Here is a 13,359-nt window from a genome sequence, read left to right as displayed (position 1 = left end):
TTCACGCGGAGTCGCGTACCCAGTACAACTTTTTGCCAAATCCCAAGGTATTATTCGTCATTTTGATATCTTGCAAACTTAGCCGCCAGATCGGCGCAGAGGCTACTTTTGCGATAGGAAAGCGCCGACAGTAACGCTGACGCGCCAACTTATCGTCATCACCGCTTAGCAAACTAATCTCTCCTCGGTACTGCACTCCCTTAATCAAGGCTACACTGCGAGGCTGCGTAGCAATAGTGCCGACCACCTGAGGGTTTTTCTGCATCAGTTCACCGTGGCGAGTATGGCCTTCCGTCATTAGAAATAACGCCATTTGCTGCGGTTCAAAAACATAAAAACAGTTGGCACACCACATATCGCCCGCGTGGCTTGCGCACAGCGTCAACACATGCTGCTTCAGTAAAAACTGGCTAATCACCTGTAAATCATCTGGATTATTCACTGCGAGCTCCTCTGTATTATCATTGCAGTGTAACCGAACCCGATCACAAAACGCGAAATGAGCCAGACAAGATTTCCCTTCAGGCAGGACTAATTGTTCTGTTATCCGGTGGATGAAATAGCAGAAAGACATAACTAAATTGTATCTAATAGTGATTTAGCTATCATTTCTTATATAAACCCATTTTGCATTTATATGCATAAAAACGGGATAAATCTCGATTAAGATTTAATTAATCAGAATTAACAAATAGAAAACAATTTACGGGTGAGTGCGCTCTCAATTCTATTAATAAACCTATTAGGATATTTCTATGTGTCAGGTATGTTAAATATAACTTACTGCGCTCTCGTGAAAATAATCATAAAAACGCATAAAAACCGAAATAGATGAATAAAGAAGTAAATATATTCATGATTTAGTCAAAACACATTTTAAAATCCGAACAAAATGTGACGCACATCACGGAATGAATGAGTGTTATCGCTAGAATAGCCCGCATCAACCCATTGTTCAAAAACAAAGAGACGTTACGAAAATGGAAAATAACAACAAGAAGATGGCGCATATAAGGCGGACAACTCATCTTATGATGCCGGCTCATCGTAGCTATTTTAACTTCTCTTATTTCCATTACAGATAATATCCCTCCTGCGATGACATCCGTACTTATTGGATCGTCATTGTCATAAACACAATATTTAGCTTGTGCGAAAATTGCGAATGCATTTGGCGTCGGTTAACTATTGTCTGTTTCAAAAATGATGCTTAATTATCGATTTACTTAACCTACAGATTTACATTTTTCATCTGTCGGAATAAATCGTTCGTTAACTTATCCAATTAATTCGTGATGTGAACTTTTGCCGTAATTTAATGGCTTAAGAAATTCTTTGCCTATTTTTTAGGTGAGAAACAGTGCAGGCGAAAATTAGCATTTCAAATAATTAATGTCTCAACGTCATTGATGTGGATTGCTATACAAAAAAATTAATGAAACGAAATCCAACGCACCTACAAGTTGGACGGGTTGATACACCCTAAATAAAAGAGAGCAAAAATGAAAAAATTAAATATTGCGGCAAGTGCTTCAGCAATCTCTTGTTTTGAAACCCAGCGGGAAATTGTTGATGTTTTACATACTGATTTTACCGATGTTTCAGCGGTGGTTTTATCAGTTCAAGATATAAATAATGGCGTTATTGATTCCATTCATAAATTAGGGTTTAACATTCCTATTTTCGCTGCCGTATGCTGCGAAGAAGAGCTAAATAATGATGTATTGCCTTCCCTCAATGGCGTATTTGAATTGTGCGGTGACAACACCGGATTCTACGGTAAACAATTAGAATCTGCTGCCGAAAAATACGAAAATGAGCTATTACCACCATTTTTCAACACACTAACAAAATACGTTGAAATGGGTAATTCTACTTTCGCCTGTCCGGGTCATCAGGGCGGCCAATTCTTCCGCAAACATCCGGTAGGTCGCCAATTCTTCGATTTTTATGGCGAAACAATTTTCCGTTCAGATATGTGTAACGCTGATGTCAAATTAGGTGATTTGCTGATTCATGAAGGCGCGCCTTGCGATGCACAGAAACACGCGGCAAAAGTATTTAATGCCGATAAAACCTATTTCGTTCTTAACGGGACTTCAGCCTCTAATAAAGTCGCAACCAATGCGATTCTGGCCCGTGGCGATCTGGTTCTGTTTGACCGTAATAACCATAAATCTAACCATCACGGTGCCTTAATTCAAGCTGGCGCAACGCCAGTTTATCTGGAAACGGCTCGTAACCCGTTTGGCTTTATCGGCGGTATCGATGCCCACTGTTTTGAAGAAAAATACCTGCGTGAACAAATACGTAGCGTATCGCCTGACCGTGCTGATGCACCTCGTCCTTTCCGATTGGCAATTATTCAATTGGGAACTTACGACGGCACCATTTATAACGCTCGTCAGGTTGTCGATAAAATTGGTCATTTATGCGATTACATTCTGTTCGACTCCGCCTGGGTTGGCTACGAACAATTTATTCCAATGATGAAGGATTGTTCACCATTATTACTGGAGCTGAACGAAAACGATCCGGGTATTATTGTGACCCAGTCAGTACATAAACAACAGGCTGGCTTCTCTCAAACGTCGCAAATTCATAAAAAAGATAAACATATTAAAGGTCAGGATCGTTACTGTAATCATAAACGCTTTAATAACGCCTTTATGCTTCATGCATCCACCAGCCCATTCTATCCATTATTCGCCGCTCTGGATGTCAATGCGAAAATGCATGAAGGGGAAAGCGGCCGCCGTATGTGGTTGGAATGTGTTAAAAACGGGATTGAAGCCCGTAAAATGCTGTTAAATACCTGTTCTATGATTAAGCCTTTCGTTCCGGTTAGCGTAGACGGAAAACCGTGGCAAGAATATGACACTGAAACCATGGCGCAAGACTTGCGTTTCTTTAACTTTATTCCCGGTGAGAAATGGCATGCTTTCGAAGGGTATGAAGCTTCCCAATATTTTGTTGACCCTTGCAAGCTATTATTAACCACGCCAGGAATTGATACCAATACTGGTGAATATACTCAATCAGGTATTCCAGCTACTATTTTGGCTAATTTCCTGCGGGAAAATGGCATTGTGCCAGAAAAATGTGACCTCAATTCAATTCTGTTCTTATTAACACCTGCAGAAGACCTGGCAAAAATGCAGCATCTGGTTGCGCAAATCGCCCGATTCGAGCGTTTCATTGAAGAAGATGCTTTGTTGTGCGACGTATTACCAACGGTCTATCGCAATAATGAAGCCCGTTATAAAGGTTACACCATTGGCCGCCTGTGTCAGGAAATGCACGACCTTTACGTCAGCTACGACGTAAAACAATTGCAGAAAGAAATGTTCCGTAAACAATATTTCCCGAAAGTTATGATGAATCCGCAAGATGCCAATATTGAATTTGTTCGTGGCAACGTAGAGCTGGTTCCATTATGTAAAGCAGAAGGTCGTATTGCCGCAGAAGGCGCGCTTCCTTACCCACCGGGAGTATTGTGTGTCGTTCCTGGGGAAGTTTGGGGTGGCGCAGCGCAACGTTATTTCCTGGCATTAGAAGAAAGCATCAATTTATTGCCTGGCTTTGCACCAGAATTACAAGGCGTGTATTTACAAGTAGACGAAGACGGCTGGAATCGCGCCTACGGCTACATGATGAAAAAATAATAAATATTTTATTTATACAACACCAAAAATGACACTCAAACCTGCGGGGATATTTATCTCCGCAGTCTCTGAAAGATAAAAAGAGAAAATAATATGAGTAAATCTAATAATAAGATGGGCGTAGTACAGTTAACCATTCTGACGGCGGTTAACATGATGGGTTCTGGCATAATTATGCTACCAACTAAACTCGCCGAAGTCGGCACCATTTCTATCGTATCTTGGCTTGTCACCGCCGTAGGTTCCATGGCGCTGGCCTATGCTTTCGCCCAATGCGGCATGTTCAGCCGTAAATCTGGCGGTATGGGCGGCTACGCCGAATATGCCTTTGGTAAATCCGGCAACTTTATGGCGAACTATACCTACGGTGCATCGTTGCTGATCGCCAATATCGCCATCGCTATTTCTGCCGTTGGCTATGGTACTGAATTGCTGGGCAGCACTCTCAGCCCGCTGGGGATCTGTCTGGCGACCATTGGCGTCCTCTGGTTAGCAACAGTCGCTAACTTTGGCGGCGCACGCATTACCGGCCAAATCAGTAGTGTAACCATTTGGGGCGTTATCATTCCTGTGCTGGGTATTTCAGTTATCGGTTGGTGGTGGTTTAGCGCCGATGCCTATGTCGCCTCCTGGAACCCACACGGTTTCCCAACCTTTGAAGCTATCGGTTCATCCATCTCCATGACTCTATGGGCCTTCCTGGGTCTGGAATCCGCCTGTGCCAATACCGATGCGGTAGAAAATCCTGAGCGTAATGTTCCTATCGCCGTGCTGGGCGGTACTTTAGGCGCGGCCTTTATCTACATTATTTCGACCAACGTGATTGCCGGTATCGTACCAAACATGGATCTGGCTAATTCCACTGCGCCTTTCGGTCTGGCATTTGCCTATATGTTTACCCCTGCCGTGGGTAAAATAATTATGGCGCTAATGATTATGTCCTGCGTAGGTTCCCTACTCGGCTGGCAGTTCACCATCGCACAGGTATTCAAATCCTCTGCGGACGAAGGTTTCTTCCCGAAAATCTTCTCTAAAGTGAGTAAAGCCAATGCGCCGATCAAAGGCATGTTGACCATCGTCATTATTCAGAGCGTCCTGTCTCTGATGACTATCAGCCCATCGCTGAATAAACAGTTCAATGTGCTGGTCAATCTGGCGGTCGTAACCAACATCATTCCATATATTTTGTCTATGGCTGCTTTGGTTATCATTCAAAAAGCCGCTAACGTACCGGCAGCTAAGGCTCGTCGAGCCAATATCATTGCCTTTATCGGTGCCATGTATAGCTTCTACGCCCTGTATAGCTCAGGTCAGGAAGCCATGATGTGGGGCGCGATTGTGACCTTCCTGGGCTGGACGCTCTACGGCCTGGTTTCACCTCGCTTTGCTCTGGCAGATAAAACCAAATAAGCAGCAGCTTCACGGGCGGCAAGCCCTTTGCCGTCCGCGTTGTTTCCTCCGGTTTTTCATACCGGATAAAAAAACCGTGCTTCAGTCCTGATTCCGACGATAATATTCCCGCCCCTCATTCAACAGAGAGCGTTATGTCGGAAAGCATCTGGTCTATTTATCTGATTCGTACCGCCGCAGGCAGTTTATATACCGGTATAACTACCGATGTTTCACGCCGTCTGGCACAGCATCAGTCGGGTAAAGGCGCTAAATCTTTGCGAGGAAAAGGAGAATTGAACCTGGTTTTTCACTGCGTGGCGGGCGATCGCTCCACCGCGCTAAAACTGGAATATCGCCTGAAACAGCTGACAAAAAAGCAAAAAGAAAGGCTGGTACGCGACCAGCCTTCTTGTGTAGCAGATTTACTGTTACCTGAAAAATCAGCAATAATTACAGCTGATTAAAGGCTTCGGCGTAATTTACCTGGCCAGTGACTCCATCCAAAGCATCGGGAGCCAGTGAGTAAACCTGAAATGCCGCTTCGCAACCTGGCCAACGGCAATATAGCTGAGCGTCAGCCGCAGGTTTGAAACCAAAACGCTGATAGTATGCCGGATCGCCCAGTACCACCACGGCGGAATAGCCGAATTCATTCAGCGCGTCCAAACCTTCATATACCAGTTTTTCGCCCAACCCCTGACAACGTAAATCTTCTTTCACGGCCAGAGGACCCAAACCGACCCACTGACGATCTTCCCCTTCAATATCTACCGGGCTGAATGCTGCATAGCCCACCACGCCACCTTCATCATCGGTCGCGACGATACCTAGCGTCAGTAAACCGTCTTCACGCAGTTGTTGCACCAGCTTTGCTTCCCCATCGCTGGGAAAAGACTCACGCAGCAGTTTATCGATCCCCGGTGCGTCTACTGGGATCTCGGTACGGATCAACACGATACCACGGCACGGGAAGTCTGCTCCGCGCCCTCTTGTTGCCCTGCTTCAATAAAATCGGCCAGTTGTTGCAGACCCACTCGTAGCAATGTTGGCATGGATTCCAACTCGATGGCATCCATCAAATTTTTTACATACAGGCCCAATTCGGTATCCCCTTCAATACGCAGTCGACGCTGGAAAAACAGCGTGTCCGGATCTTCTTTACGGGCAGCGATCAATACAAGATCGTTGGCATCACCACTGAAGCTGACATCAGCGTCCGCCTGTTGGCTCACCACCAGCCTACCGTTTTCCACTGTCATAAACCATTGTAATGCGAGATCCCGCACTTCAATCTTCAGCCAGCGACCAGCAAGAAACTTCAGATCGCCCTCTTCAAGCGCCTGGCGGAACTGCCAGCTTAGTACCTGTTCCAGTACCTGACGCTGCACAGCAAAAGGCGTAATTTTCAGCGGGGCCCGCAGCAGCGCAGGCCCTTGGCGCACAAGGTGTGCTCGTAGTTTTCCCAACACAGGCTGACTCCTTTGAATTCATCGGTTTCTATTTTGCCACACGGATAGACGACCCACGCGGACTAAATCAATAAATTCTGCACCAGATTACCGATGCTTTCTTTGCTAAATATCAGAACACTATCAGCAATGCGGAAGAAACTGCCCCAAATCAAGATATGTCTGCAGCAGGTTAACTAAAATTGCTCCTCGTTAAAATTATCCATGTCACCACGATCATCTACGGATGAGGATTATTTACTACCTCTGGTAATGCCGAGGTATTGCCGCTGACTCATTCAGGAAATTTCTATGGAGCTGCTTTGTCCTGCCGGTAATTTGCCCGCGCTAAAAGCTGCGGTGGATAACGGCGCTGATGCTGTGTACATCGGCTTGAAAGATGATACTAACGCCCGCCATTTTGCCGGACTGAATTTTACCGATAAAAAGCTGCAAGAGGCGGTGAATTACGTTCACAGCCGGAAACGTAAGCTGCACATTGCCATCAACACTTTTGCCCATCCGGACGGTTTTTCCCGCTGGCAACGCGCCGTCGATATGGCGGCTCAACTGGGTGCAGATGCGTTGATACTGGCAGATTTGGCGATGCTGGAATATGCCGCCGAGCGCTATCCCGAGGTGGAACGCCACGTTTCGGTTCAGGCTTCGGCTACAAACGACGAGGCCATCCGTTTTTACCAACGCAACTTTGATGTAGCAAGGGTAGTTTTACCGCGAGTGCTGTCTATGCATCAGGTAAAACAGCTTTCCCGCACCAGCCCGGTGCCGCTGGAAGTTTTTGCTTTCGGTAGCCTGTGCATTATGGCTGAAGGCCGCTGTTACCTTTCCTCCTATCTTACCGGTGAATCTCCCAATACCGTCGGTGCCTGTTCTCCGGCCCGCTATGTGCGCTGGCAACAGACGCCGCAGGGCATGGAATCCCGCCTGAACGAAGTGCTGATCGACCGCTATCAGGACGATGAAAACGCCGGTTACCCCACGTTGTGCAAAGGTCGCTACCTGGTTGACGGGCAGCGTTACCACGCGCTGGAAGAACCCACCAGCCTCAATACGCTGGAGCTGTTGCCGGAACTTTTCGCGGCCAATATCGCTTCGGTCAAAATTGAAGGCCGCCAACGTAGCCCGGCTTACGTCAGCCAGGTTGCTAAAGTCTGGCGTCAGGCCATCGACCTCTATCAGAAAGAACCGGCAAAATTCGCAGCAAAAACCGAATGGATGGAGCAACTAGGTTCGATGTCAGAAGGCACCCAAACAACGCTGGGCGCTTATCATCGCAAGTGGCAGTAGGGTGGAAAAAGCATGAAATACTCATTGGGCGCAGTGCTTTATTACTGGCCAAAAACAGATATTGAGGCTTTCTATCAGAAAGCCTGTGAAAGCAGTGCCGATATTATTTATCTTGGTGAAAACGTTTGTACCAAACGACGTGAAATGAAAGTAGGCGACTGGCTGGAACTGGCGAAACAAGTCGCTTCCAGCGGAAAGCAGGTAGCGATTTCTACCCTTGCATTGCTACAGGCCCCTTCAGAACTGACTGAACTCAAACGTTATGTAGAAAACGGCGATTTTCTGTTAGAAGCCAATGACTTTGGTACGGTGAATATGGCCGCTGAGCGAGGACTGCCCTTCGTAGCAGGCCACGCGCTCAACTGCTATAACGCCTATACCCTGCGTATTCTACATCGTCAGGGCATGATGCGTTGGTGTATGCCGGTAGAGCTCTCGCGAGACTGGTTGGAAAACATGCTGATTCAGTGTGATGAGCTGGGATTCCGTAATAAATTCGAAGTAGAAGTGCTGGCTTACGGCTATCTGCCGTTAGCTTATTCGGCTCGCTGCTTTACCGCTCGTTCCGAGGATCGAGCTAAAGACGAGTGCGAGACCTGCTGCATCAAGTACCCTCAGGGGCGCAGTATTCTCTCACAGGAAAATCAGCAAGTATTTGTTCTCAATGGCATTCAGACGCAAAGTGGTTACTGCTATAACCTAGGTAATGACCTAATTTCTATGCAAGGATTGGTGGATATCGTGCGTTTATCGCCACACAGTACCGAAGCGCTCACCATGATCGATAAATTCCGTGCCAATGAAAAAGGTCTGGCTCCGCTGACCCTGACGGATAAAGCCGACTGCAATGGTTACTGGCGTCGGGTAGCCGGTTTGGAACTGGTTTCTTAAGGTTCGATAAGTTGGAAATAAACAGGGAGAGGTATTTCTGCCTCTCCCATTTTTTTGCCTAATTTAGCGTGATTTCAGACACATGCCTTATGAGCCATAATATCGATAATCTGGCTATCGGTTTGCCTCATCGCGCCACAAGCCAGAGCGCACAGATTGGAAATGGAGCTATCGACATCCCCCGCGACTATGCCTTCGTTGCCGGTTACGCCGCTGTGATCCAACGCCATAAGCACCGCTTTATAAGCTGCCGTTACGCTGGTTGAGACTTTCATCGCGCAGCTATTGGCCGCGCCGTCGCAGATAATGCCGCTAATGTCGCCGATCATGCTGCTAATCGCCATAGCTACAGCGTCATAACCCGGTTCAATTAGCCATGCCATTCCCGCCGCGGCCCCCATAGAAGCGGTGGTTGCGGCACACAAAGCCGACAATGACGGGAGCTGGCTATGGATATAAATCGCCATCAGATGAGATAGCATCAACGCCCGCGCCAGCTGTTCCTCACTGGCTCCCAGATGCTCCGCCACCACCACGACCGGCATAGTGGCCGCAATCCCCTGATTTCCCGATCCTGAATTACTCATCGCCGGCAACGTTGCCCCGCCCATGCGCGCATCTGAAGCGGCAGCGGTGCGAATCATAATATTCGACAATAAGTCTTGCGCCAGTAATCCACGCTGCCGCTGGCGAGCCAGCGTTGCACCAATATGCAGGCCATAATTGCCGCTCAACCCCTCATCAGACAGCGCACCATTTAGTCGCGCCGCCTGTAGAATAAAGGCGATACGCTCAAATGGAACCTCTGTGGCGAACTGATAAACTGAACGAGCATCGGCCTGCTTCAAGCAATAACCCAGTGTAGGTTCATTCCCATCATGAATTTCATGGCCAGAATCACCGAATGCAAACAGTACTTCACCATTTCTTACAATGTTAACCAACCTCGTATGCCCACCGGCAATAGTGGCAGTCACCCATTCATCACCGCTATATAACGTCGCTTCGGAAAACAGGATATATTTACTTTCCTGCATCGTGACCCGAACGCTTCCCTGAGACAGCATAGCTTTCGCGGCTGCCAGTTTCTCCGCGCTAATGTGCTTCAGCACTTCCAAACCCGCCTGAGCATCGCCAGCCAGCGCCCCCACGGCGGCAGCTATTGTTAACCCGACCATGCCGGTTCCCGGCACAGTAACGCCCATCCCGTTCTTCATCAAATTGGGGGAAACACGTGCTTCAATACGTTCGATGGCTCCTGACAAATGAGATGCGGCTATAGCCGCGGCCAATGCCAACGAAACAGGTTCGGTGCAGCCGATAGCGGGTTGAACTTCCTGTTTTACCGCGCGGATGAATTCATCCCATAACTCTGAATGACTACAGTGACTCATAATGAATACCTTCAACCTTTACAGCAGGTAATATCAGATGCCGTTAACTTATGAAAACGCCAGGAAAGGTGAAATACACAGTAAAATGCCGGTGATGATAATAATCATCAAAGACACACCTTTATATTTATGCAGTGCTGGAACTTTATAAACCAGATAGGCAGGAATCAAACAACCAACCAGACCAAATATCGGGCTACAAATAGAGGTGAAACTTAATACTGGCGCATTTAAAATAATGGCGCCCCATGCCAATAATACGGCAAAGACCATAATTCCATTTTGCACCCATTTCTGATTTATTTTCTCCGCAGGCATTATGCGACGTAATATATTCATCACAATGCCCTGAGTTGCTTCGCGGAATCCTAAATACACGCCAAAGAATGCGGTCATCACGGCGAATATATTTAAAATAACGCTAACGACCGTTGCCCAGCCACCAGGGAAAAATTTAGCTGCAATTGCCAAAGCAGAAATATTTTGCTCGTAAGCTTTTACCGCTTCGTCATGCCCCATTGCTAAGGTAAATGAAACCGCATAGAAAAATACGGTACAAAATAGAATTCCGAATGCGATATTCATGGCTCTGAGCGCTTTGTGCCGTGCAACTTCCAGCGACTTTTCTTTTGCCCGATAAGAAATAACCATTGGGCTTAGCGTCTGGATAAACAGAATGGAAGTCAGAGTGAATGGCAGAGTGATAATGGCATTTTTGATCAGCAAACCCACCGGTGGCAGTAGGCCTACGTTGTAAAGATGCCACATGCCAACCATAGAGACGCCTAAGGCCGCAACCACTAACAGTTTTGTTATCACCATAAAGCTGGATAACTTAAACAGCAGTTTTTCCCCTCGGGAGGAAATAGCGACCAAGACACAAATCAGCACCAAACCATAGAACGGATTATCGGATAATAATCCTTCCGTCACGCCAAAAGTTTGCAGATAAGAGGCACTATCATTCGTGATGGCGGTGGAATAAACAAACATCCAGATCACCAACATAATAAAATACAGTGCACCTAATATTATTCCCCAGTTTTTTCCTAAATACCCGCTAATCACACTGGGATAGTCTTTACACTCTGGAGATTCAGCCAGCGTATTAATAAATAAACGCTGAAATAAATACATCGCAGGATAACCAATAATTGATGATAACAAAAATACCCAAAGCCCCATCAATCCTACCTGAACCGGTAAAAACACAATCCCGGCTCCGATAGCCATCCCGATGCTCATAATGACCCAGCCAAAATCTGTACTATCAAATTTAATTGCTTCACGCCATTGGCTTTCAGACATATTTGCACGCTGTGCCGCCGGAGAGTCAATTAAAATGATGCTCTTATTAGAACTTGCCGTTTCCATAATAGCTCTCGCCTTTATTCTCTGGTTAGTAGGTTTTATCGTTATTAAAATGTACAGAGTCAGTTATCCGATCATCGCCCTGAAAATAGGCGTTATCAGACAGGCAGGTGTTTTTATTTTTTGGCTATATTACGCTTGCGTACAGAGAATATTGTTTTAACATCCATGTCTTCCGCTGGCCTCAATAGAAAATAATTCTACCTCAAGAGGGTTATTCTGAAGATCTATCTCCCTCTGAGCGCTGTCCCTGCTACTTTATGCTGTCATTATCGACGCAGCATTCTAATCAATTGATTATTAATAAGATAGACTGAAAGAACTCATTGAAGTGCAGATGAAACCGAAGATAATCACGGTAACATTTGTGATGCCTATCAAAAATGATTAACCATAATTAATTAATGGTTAATCGGCATTCTGCTGTTACCGTCACAATAAAACCAGCCCGCAGCCATTGAAACAGCATAAAATATTTTATGTTCACTTCTTAACGCAGCATTTCAGCATTATCAACTACCACTTTCACCATCTTATTCCAACGAGAAAGCCAAAGCCGAAATAAAATACTCAACAGCACTTTAATTGAACAAAATTCGGATAAAAATGAGACAAAGGCCCCAATCAGGCGAAGCATTTATTTCCCCTTGTGGGCAAGCAATTTCATTTATGCTTTAAAGGTAAATTCCCAGCTCTGGTAATAAATCACCCGCTATTTACCAGAGCTTTCACAGCAGCAGGTTAATTCATGCGCTCGCCCTTCAAGCGAACCGACATAAGGTAAGATGGACGATTCTATGACTGATAAACGCCTTATCCCCCTTTCCGTTTTGGATCTTTCCCCGATAGCCAAGGGAAAAACCCCTCGCGATGCTTTCCATGCGTCATTGGATCTGGCTCAACGCGCTGAAGACTGGGGATATCAACGCTACTGGCTGGCTGAACACCACAATATGACTGGCATTGCCAGCGCAGCGACTTCGGTATTAATTGGCTATATCGCCTCTGGAACCAAAAAAATCCGTCTTGGCTCCGGTGGCGTGATGCTGCCAAACCACTCTCCGTTAGTGATTGCCGAGCAGTTTGGTACCCTAGCCTCTCTGTATCCTAATCGAATAGATTTGGGGTTGGGCCGAGCACCGGGAAGCGATCAGCGCACTATGATGGCACTTCGCCGCCATTTGTCCGGTGAAGATAATTTCCCTGCGGACGTGCGTGAATTACAGCGTTATTTCGCCGAAGCACAGCCCGAGCAAGCAGTGCAGGCCGTTCCGGGACAAGGCTTGCATGTTCCGCTATGGTTACTCGGTTCTAGCTTGTACAGCGCTCAGCTGGCCGCCGCTATGGGCCTGCCTTTCGCTTTTGCCTCTCACTTTGCACCAGACATGCTGCTTCAGGCACTGAAACTCTATCGGGAGAACTTCAAACCCTCTGCCGAATGGTCGCAGCCTTACGCCATTGTTTGCGTTAACGTCGTCGCTGCCGATAGCGTACAGGATGCTCGCTTCCTGTTTACTTCCATGCAGCAGCAGTTTGTTAATCTACGTCGTGGCACACCAGGGCAACTTCCTCCTCCGGTGCAGGATATGTCCAGCATCTGTTCACCGGCGGAACAGTTTGGCGTGGATCAGGCGCTACGGTTATCGATAATTGGCGATGAAAGTAAAGTCCGCCACGGACTGCAATCTTTGCTGCGTGAGACTCAGGCGGATGAAATCATGATTAACGGACAGATTTTTGATCATCAGGCTCGCCTGCGTTCCTTCGAAATTGTCGCCGGTTTACAGCAAGATATGCTTAACCCCACGCAGATTTAAGCTAATCCTTTAATTACAGACATAAAAAAAACCAGCCCTAAGGCTGGTTTTTGTTTTCATCATTCAGATGATT

Annotated in this window: 13 protein-coding genes; 7 read left to right on the top strand and 6 right to left on the bottom strand. The window is 46.6% G+C overall.

Annotated elements, in window-relative coordinates:
* Position 1 precedes the first annotated feature (1 nt).
* Positions 2-442, bottom strand: a complete 441-nt coding sequence (locus PL78_RS13210; protein WP_064516160.1) for a YhbP family protein — start codon at positions 440-442, stop codon at positions 2-4.
* A gap of 538 nt (positions 443-980) precedes the next feature.
* Between PL78_RS13210 and speFL the strand changes: the two genes are divergently transcribed.
* From speFL to PL78_RS13195, 4 genes are all read left to right on the top strand, one after another.
* Complete coding sequence (gene speFL / locus PL78_RS20315; RefSeq protein WP_115175270.1) at positions 981-1,085, top strand: leader peptide SpeFL; 105 nt, start codon at positions 981-983, stop codon at positions 1,083-1,085.
* A gap of 417 nt (positions 1,086-1,502) precedes the next feature.
* The gene (speF, locus tag PL78_RS13205) at positions 1,503-3,665 is read left to right on the top strand and encodes an ornithine decarboxylase SpeF (protein ID WP_064516158.1); all 2,163 of its coding nucleotides are present in this window, start codon (positions 1,503-1,505) and stop codon (positions 3,663-3,665) included.
* Positions 3,666-3,758: 93 nt separating this feature from the next.
* The gene (gene potE, locus PL78_RS13200) at positions 3,759-5,075 is read left to right on the top strand and encodes a putrescine-ornithine antiporter (RefSeq protein ID WP_064516155.1); all 1,317 of its coding nucleotides are present in this window, start codon (positions 3,759-3,761) and stop codon (positions 5,073-5,075) included.
* A 134-nt stretch (positions 5,076-5,209) separates the two neighbouring features.
* Positions 5,210-5,521, top strand: coding sequence for a GIY-YIG nuclease family protein (locus PL78_RS13195; RefSeq protein WP_064516153.1), 312 nt, complete (start codon positions 5,210-5,212; stop codon positions 5,519-5,521).
* On the opposite strand, the gene PL78_RS13190 is transcribed toward PL78_RS13195, so the two are convergent.
* Positions 5,508-6,011, bottom strand: a complete 504-nt coding sequence (locus PL78_RS13190; RefSeq protein ID WP_064516151.1) for a GNAT family N-acetyltransferase — start codon at positions 6,009-6,011, stop codon at positions 5,508-5,510. The genes PL78_RS13195 and PL78_RS13190 overlap by 14 nt on opposite strands.
* The gene (gene ubiT / locus PL78_RS13185; RefSeq protein ID WP_064516149.1) at positions 6,005-6,526 is read right to left on the bottom strand and encodes a ubiquinone anaerobic biosynthesis accessory factor UbiT; all 522 of its coding nucleotides are present in this window, start codon (positions 6,524-6,526) and stop codon (positions 6,005-6,007) included. The genes PL78_RS13190 and ubiT overlap by 7 nt, the downstream gene beginning before the upstream one ends.
* A gap of 291 nt (positions 6,527-6,817) precedes the next feature.
* Between ubiT and ubiU the strand changes: the two genes are divergently transcribed.
* Together ubiU and PL78_RS13175 are read left to right on the top strand one after the other, a co-directional pair.
* Entirely contained in the window at positions 6,818-7,813 is a 996-nt protein-coding gene (gene ubiU / locus PL78_RS13180; protein WP_064516147.1) for a ubiquinone anaerobic biosynthesis protein UbiU, read from the top strand.
* Positions 7,814-7,825: 12 nt separating this feature from the next.
* On the top strand, positions 7,826-8,704 hold the full coding sequence (locus tag PL78_RS13175; protein ID WP_064516145.1) for a U32 family peptidase: 879 nt from the start codon (positions 7,826-7,828) through the stop codon (positions 8,702-8,704).
* Between the two features lie 74 nt (positions 8,705-8,778).
* Here the strand turns inward: PL78_RS13175 and PL78_RS13170 are convergent, their stop codons facing one another.
* From PL78_RS13170 to PL78_RS20470, 3 genes are all read right to left on the bottom strand, one after another.
* Positions 8,779-10,098, bottom strand: coding sequence for an L-cysteine desulfidase family protein (locus PL78_RS13170; RefSeq protein WP_064516143.1), 1,320 nt, complete (start codon positions 10,096-10,098; stop codon positions 8,779-8,781).
* A gap of 48 nt (positions 10,099-10,146) precedes the next feature.
* On the bottom strand, positions 10,147-11,472 hold the full coding sequence (locus tag PL78_RS13165) for an SLC5/6 family protein (protein ID WP_049599453.1): 1,326 nt from the start codon (positions 11,470-11,472) through the stop codon (positions 10,147-10,149).
* A 487-nt stretch (positions 11,473-11,959) separates the two neighbouring features.
* Positions 11,960-12,106, bottom strand: coding sequence for a hypothetical protein (locus tag PL78_RS20470; protein WP_158513765.1), 147 nt, complete (start codon positions 12,104-12,106; stop codon positions 11,960-11,962).
* Between the two features lie 160 nt (positions 12,107-12,266).
* Here PL78_RS20470 and PL78_RS13155 point away from each other — a divergent pair, with 160 nt between their 5' ends.
* Positions 12,267-13,286: a luciferase-like monooxygenase gene (locus PL78_RS13155; protein ID WP_120806338.1), complete on the top strand. Its 1,020-nt coding sequence runs from the start codon at positions 12,267-12,269 to the stop codon at positions 13,284-13,286.
* The last annotated feature ends 73 nt before the right edge of the window (positions 13,287-13,359 follow it).

The organism is Yersinia entomophaga, from assembly GCF_001656035.1.
Lineage (GTDB): Bacteria > Pseudomonadota > Gammaproteobacteria > Enterobacterales > Enterobacteriaceae > Yersinia > Yersinia entomophaga.
The sequence above is the reverse complement of the archived record's forward strand: the minus strand, read 5'-3'. Positions and strand labels throughout refer to the sequence as shown.

Coding starts and splice junctions, on each gene's coding strand:
- ubiU (WP_064516147.1), top strand. CDS start 6,818: ATGGAGCTGCTTTGTCCTGCCGGTAATTTGCCCGCGCTAAAAGCTGCG.
- PL78_RS13155 (WP_120806338.1), top strand. CDS start 12,267: ATGACTGATAAACGCCTTATCCCCCTTTCCGTTTTGGATCTTTCCCCG.
- potE (WP_064516155.1), top strand. CDS start 3,759: ATGAGTAAATCTAATAATAAGATGGGCGTAGTACAGTTAACCATTCTG.
- PL78_RS13175 (WP_064516145.1), top strand. CDS start 7,826: ATGAAATACTCATTGGGCGCAGTGCTTTATTACTGGCCAAAAACAGAT.
- PL78_RS13165 (WP_049599453.1), bottom strand. CDS start 11,472: ATGGAAACGGCAAGTTCTAATAAGAGCATCATTTTAATTGACTCTCCG.
- speF (WP_064516158.1), top strand. CDS start 1,503: ATGAAAAAATTAAATATTGCGGCAAGTGCTTCAGCAATCTCTTGTTTT.
- PL78_RS13170 (WP_064516143.1), bottom strand. CDS start 10,098: ATGAGTCACTGTAGTCATTCAGAGTTATGGGATGAATTCATCCGCGCG.
- PL78_RS20470 (WP_158513765.1), bottom strand. CDS start 12,106: ATGCTTCGCCTGATTGGGGCCTTTGTCTCATTTTTATCCGAATTTTGT.
- PL78_RS13195 (WP_064516153.1), top strand. CDS start 5,210: ATGTCGGAAAGCATCTGGTCTATTTATCTGATTCGTACCGCCGCAGGC.
- speFL (WP_115175270.1), top strand. CDS start 981: ATGGAAAATAACAACAAGAAGATGGCGCATATAAGGCGGACAACTCAT.